We start from the raw sequence: 5,586 nt of genomic DNA, 5'->3' as shown, positions 1-5,586 counted from the left end.
TGATTAATATTAGTTGGTCAAATATTGATTTTTTATGTTTTTTCATAGTTTATATGTATGACATATTATTGCTTAATTTTCCACATGAGAATTGCTGATCAAAAAGGGTGGTAGCATCAATGGTGGTAGCATCAATGGTGGCAAATATCTCATTTTGTTCACTATCGACAATCAGATAGAGAACCTCTGCCGTTATATCAACTTTTTGGGTTGCTGTGTAGGCGACAGTTACGGTAGTAGGGTCTGTTTTTTGTATTTTACTTGATGTGCTAGGAGCAAGAGAGGTCAAGGTAAAACCTGCTTTTTCGATGGTGGTTTTAACGGTTTCGACGGACTCTATCTTCTCTTCGGTTGTGGTTGTGGTGGTAGAACTTCCACCACCACAGGCATTTAGCAGTAAGATGGCTAGGGAGCTGTAGATGATATTTTTTTGCATGAGTGAGCCTTTTTTTAGATGTTGGTTTTATTTTACTCCTCTGTTTCTCAATGTATGCTTAGAGAGTGCAAAGAGGCTCTAGGGGTGTTACATAATTTATTTCACCAACGCCCCAAGCCACTCATCAACATAAGCTTTTCTATTTTTCCCTACAATTTCACCCTCCATCAAAAGCCTTTTCGTAGGAGTCTCTAGATTATTAAACTCTTTAGGCAACCCCTCTTTCGTCTTAATCACAGGATAAGTCCAGTTACTAGTAGGGATGATATTTGCAAATATCTCACTCTGAGTAAAAGCCAAAAACTCTTTTGCCAACTTTTTATTCTCAGAAGATTTTAAAACTCCTGCTACCTCTATCTGCATATAGTGACCCTCTTTGAAATTAGCACTTTTATAGTTCATCTTCTTCTCCTCTATCATGTGATAAGCAGGAGAGGTTGTAAAAGAGAGAACCATATCAGCTTCACCTTTCAGAAATAGACCATAAGATTCTGACCAACCTTTGGTTATAGTCAAGATATGAGGAGAGAGTTTTTTCCAATAATCAGCTGATTTGTCTCCATAGACCTCTTTGACCCATAGTAGTAGTCCTAGACCTGTAGTAGATGAACGAGGGTCTTGGATGACTATTTTGAAATCTTTTGGCATAGAGGCTAAAGCTTCTAGTGAGTTTGGAGGATTTTTTAGCCTATTTGAGTCATAGACAAAAGCAAAGTAGCTGTAGTCAAAAGGTAGGAAAAACTCATCTGAATATTTTGTTGGTAAATCTAGTTTGGAGCTATCTATATCATGTTTGATAAAGAGTCCAGTTTTTTTTGCCTCTTCGGCTATACTTGTATCAAGTCCCAAAAGTATATCAGCCTTGGTTCTTTTGCCCTCTAGTTGTATTTTTCGCAAAGCACCAATAGAGCTAGAGACTGATACAAACTTTAGGTTGCAGTTATGCTCTTTTTCAAATATTTTTTTGATTTTTGGAGCAGTTCCCCATGATGATGCAAAGGCATCATAGGTATATATGGTTAGAGTTGGTTTGGTATCATTGGAGATACCAGTAATGGTTAGGAGTATTAGAATAAGTATAGGTTTTATCATTTATTTTCTTTCGTAGGTCGGACTGCCCTCTGTCCGACAAAAATTCAAATTTTTAATATGTTTTTCATTTCATCCAAATTTATATGAATATTTTGGATTTTATTTTATGCGTATTGTTGTTGCACAATTGTCGGACAGAGGGCAGTCCGACCTACGGAACATTAATTAAAAGTCATAACTCATAGTAGCACCAATGGTTCTTGGGCTACCTTGTTGAGTATAAAGCTCTGGCTCATAACTATTTGCAGGGTTGTTTTCAAAGCTAAAACCTCTTGTTTGGTACTCTTCATCGGTTATATTTCTAGCCCATAGGATTGCTGTCCAATCTTTGTAGCTGTACTCTAAGCTAGAGTTTAACAGAGCATATACTTTTGATTTTTCATTGTGTATATTTGAGAAGTAGTAAGCATCTTTACCCTCTACATTGGCTTTAAAAATTAGTGAATCGGTCACCATAACATCTCCACCGATACTATATTGGTACTCAGGAGACATCGCAGGGCTTCTGCCCTCCATATCTACAGAGTCAGGATTTGGGTCTTGGTACTCATCAAACTTGGCTTTTAGTATACCGATATTTGCAAAGAGATGCAGAGTATCATTTGGATAGTAGTCAAACTCTGTCTCTACTCCGTAGTAGTGAGCTTTTCCAGCGTTTGCTATATACTCTGTAAATGATGGCTTTCCCTCTTCATCTTTTCCTGCTATAGAGCTTTTGACCTGTTGCTCTTTTCGTTTTCCATAGAAGGCATTGAGACGGGTTTTAAATCTGTTATCAAAACCTGAAAAGGTTCTACCCATATCCAAGTTCCATAGCGTCTCTGTTTTGTACTCTCTAGCAGTAGCTATAAAAGAATTATCGGCATTTACACCACCTGGTTTGTACCCTTTTGATAAGGTGATATAGTGTAGAGTATTTTCATCTTGTTGATACTCTAGTCCTACTTTACCACCTACTAATGTCTCATCAGTATCTATCTTAACAGCGTCAGAGTCTCTATATTTGGCTTCCCACTTTTCTACTCTAAGACCAGTTACGAGTGTTAGTTTAGACATTATCTCAGAGTCCATTTGACCATAGATAGCATTGCTTCTTGTCTTATAATTGCTCGTAAATGTAGAAGGAACCGTCTCTTTGAGTCTATTTCGTGTCAAATCTTCGGTGTCATGTTTGACATAAGCTCCAATCGTCCAGTCTGTAGAACCATTAAGTACCTTCTCATCTGAAACCAGTCGTATATCAAAATCATTCTGCTCTCTATCTCTGTTGTACTCATCAAAGTAGTTATATGGCCAAATATAATTAAGGTCATCCATATTTAATCCTGCATTTAAAATGGCAAGTTGTTCTGTAAACTCACCAACATAAGACCAATCCTCATCAAAACTATACTTCATATCTGATTTTGAGTGACTAAATTTTGACTCTAGGTGCATTTTTGAGTTGATTTGAGATGTTATTTTGATAGAACCTGCTTTTGTATCTTGTTCATCTTTACCAGGCATATCAGAGTAAGTTGTTCTATCGTTTGTGAAGTTAAAGGCATCGTAACCATTATCAATTTTAACATGCATTAGATTTAGGTCAATAGTGTTGGCATCATTAACAAGCCATTGAAGAGCCATTTTACCATACATCTCATCTATATTGTTGGTATCTTCACGGTTTAGGTAGTCATTTTCTATAAATCCATCGGATGTATTTTTATACAAAGATACTCTACCTAGTAGTTTCTCTTCTATGAGGCTTCCTCCAATAGCTACACCAAAAGCTTTTGTATTATAATTCCCCACAGTTGCTTCAATATGTCCCTCTGTCTCTTTTGTTGGTGCTTTACTCTGAACATTAATCACACCACCCATAGCATTGGCTCCAAAGCTTGTCCCCTGAGGTCCTTTGAGTACCTCTATCTGCTCCACATCAAACGAGCTAACCCCCAAAGAGGTGTTGGAGAAATCAATTCCATCGACATTGATACCTACAGATGGGTTAATCGGTGTGGTAAATTGGCTTCTCTCACCAATTCCTCTAATCTGAATATATTTCCCTTTTGAAGCACCAGAAGAGAAGTTTACATTTGGGATAGATGATATAGTCTCGGCAAAAGGCTCGGTTGCTTTGTCATAAATCTCCTCTTCACCTATAATAGAGACAGAGTTGTTGGTTTGAGAGAGTTTTTTCTCTCTAAAATCAGAAGTAATGACGATTGGGTCAAGTTCATTAGTCTCTTCCACTTCTAAAGGAGGTACAAGTGCAAAAGCAGAGTTGGTTAGGATTGCATAGGTTGCAACGGTAGATATGGTTAAAGTTTTGGATGTCATTTTGTTTCCCTTTTTTTAATGATAGAGGGAGAAGATATTTAGTTTATACAATTCTCTTCCCTACGCTGGTATTATCCAGTTCAAGTTCAACGGGTTTAGCATTTGCTGTCTCAGCTACATCTTTTGATGAAGCACCCCGAGAGGTTGAAGTGGGTAGTATAGTCAAAATAGGATAAAAATGGTCTTAATTAGAAATATTCTAAAAAATAATCGGAATATTTCAAAAAGATAAGCAAACTCTTATGATTTTAGTTATAAAAATAGAGTATATAAATAAATAGGAGTCTTAATGACAAACGAAAATGTCTTAGAAGCACTAAAAAATGTAACATACCCAGGGTTTACAAAAGATATTGTAACCTTTGGATTTGTAAAGCATGTAGATATTAAAGGTGATAAAGTTGTTATCGTTATCGATATTACATCGTCGGCACAAGAGGTAAAACAGCAGTTGATAGATGATTCAACAGTTGAGCTTAAGAAGATTGGTTTTAACGCTGTAGAGGTTCATGTTGATGCACCACAAGCACCAGTACAGCAGAGCAACTCTGTGAGTGGCAAAAATATCGCTCCGCAGGTTAAAAGCTTTGTGATGGTGAGTTCAGGTAAAGGTGGAGTTGGTAAATCAACAACTTCGGTCAATATGGCGATTGCAATGGCTATGCAGGGTAAAAGAGTAGGTATTCTTGATGCTGATATTTATGGACCAAACATTCCTCGGATGATGGGTCTAAACGGTCAAAAGCCGATTATAGAGGGCAACAAGGTTATACCTTTCAAAGCTTATGGTGTTGAGATGATGTCTATGGGTTCTCTAATGGAGGAGGGTCAATCTCTTATTTGGAGAGGTGCGATGGTGATGAAAGCTATCGAGCAACTTCTAAGAGACATCTTGTGGTCAGAGCTTGATGTGTTGGTAATAGATATGCCTCCTGGGACAGGTGATGCACAGTTGACACTGGCTCAATCAGTTCCAGTTACAGCAGGAATCACTGTTACTACTCCACAAGAGGTATCCTTGGATGATAGTAGACGAAGTTTGGATATGTTCAAAAAACTTCATATCCCAACAGCAGGTCTTATTGAAAATATGAGTGGATTTATCTGTCCATCGTGTGACGAGGAGTCTGACATCTTTGGTATGGGAACTTCAAAAGCAGTAGCTGATGAGTTTGATACAGAGTTGATTGCTAGGATTCCAATTGAACCAGCTATTAGAGTTGGTGGTGATACTGGTAAACCTATTGTCTATTTTCAACCAGATAGTGAGACAGCAAAGCGATACCAAGCAGCAGCTTCTACTCTAATAGCGTTTATTGACAAGATAAATGCAGAGGGTGGAGCAGATAATTCAGCTGTTCAACCGACAACGCCTCCTGGGGTTAGTGCTTGTAGCATGTAACACTGTAGGGGCAGAGCAATGTCTCTGCCCTTTTCTTTTATAAATTATGAAGCAATAGCATAATTAGATATTCTTCTTAGTTGTAGATACCAATCGTTATCATATCCCATATCCTCACTAGCCATATCACTCAGCGTTATCTCTAACCCTTCACTACTAAATGTGATATGTTCAATATGCTCTTCTGGGATGTCCAGTATCTGGTCAGCATACTCCATCGCATTATAATCATCGTGTAGGTCACTGATATTCCAAGTTGTATCTATATTCACTCTTGAGATAATAAAAAAATCTTCCATTCTATTCCTTAAACATATATTAAATTAACGAAAAT

5 protein-coding genes and 1 riboswitch are annotated in these 5,586 nt (G+C 37.5%); of the genes, 1 reads left to right on the top strand and 4 read right to left on the bottom strand.

The features are described from left to right. Nucleotides 1–49: 49 nt before the first annotated feature. The 3 genes from GSY74_RS06145 to GSY74_RS06135 all read right to left on the bottom strand — a co-directional run bounded on the left by GSY74_RS06145 (nucleotide 50) and on the right by GSY74_RS06135 (nucleotide 3,850). The gene (locus GSY74_RS06145; protein ID WP_164664222.1) at nucleotides 50–436 is read right to left on the bottom strand and encodes a hypothetical protein; all 387 of its coding nucleotides are present in this window, start codon (nucleotides 434–436) and stop codon (nucleotides 50–52) included. 96 nt (nucleotides 437–532) lie between these two features. Beyond that, nucleotides 533–1,528 (bottom strand): thiamine ABC transporter substrate binding subunit, encoded by a 996-nt coding sequence (thiB, locus tag GSY74_RS06140; RefSeq protein ID WP_164664221.1) that lies wholly within the window; start codon nucleotides 1,526–1,528, stop codon nucleotides 533–535. 165 nt (nucleotides 1,529–1,693) lie between these two features. Beyond that, nucleotides 1,694–3,850 (bottom strand): TonB-dependent receptor, encoded by a 2,157-nt coding sequence (locus GSY74_RS06135; RefSeq protein WP_164664220.1) that lies wholly within the window; start codon nucleotides 3,848–3,850, stop codon nucleotides 1,694–1,696. Nucleotides 3,851–3,890: 40 nt separating this feature from the next. Beyond that, nucleotides 3,891–3,999: riboswitch (TPP riboswitch) on the bottom strand. Nucleotides 4,000–4,139: 140 nt separating this feature from the next. Between GSY74_RS06135 and GSY74_RS06130 the strand changes: the two genes are divergently transcribed. Beyond that, complete coding sequence (locus GSY74_RS06130) at nucleotides 4,140–5,252, top strand: Mrp/NBP35 family ATP-binding protein (protein ID WP_164664219.1); 1,113 nt, start codon at nucleotides 4,140–4,142, stop codon at nucleotides 5,250–5,252. Between the two features lie 44 nt (nucleotides 5,253–5,296). Here GSY74_RS06130 and GSY74_RS06125 read toward each other — a convergent pair whose 3' ends face one another. Next, nucleotides 5,297–5,551 carry a hypothetical protein gene (locus GSY74_RS06125; RefSeq protein WP_164664218.1) on the bottom strand — a complete coding sequence of 85 codons (255 nt, stop codon included), beginning with the start codon at nucleotides 5,549–5,551 and terminating at the stop codon, nucleotides 5,297–5,299. Nucleotides 5,552–5,586: the final 35 nt, after the last annotated feature.

It is taken from the genome of Sulfurovum sp. bin170, assembly GCF_010892395.1.
Lineage (GTDB): Bacteria > Campylobacterota > Campylobacteria > Campylobacterales > Sulfurovaceae > UBA1140.
The sequence above is the reverse complement of the archived record's forward strand: the minus strand, read 5'-3'. Positions and strand labels throughout refer to the sequence as shown.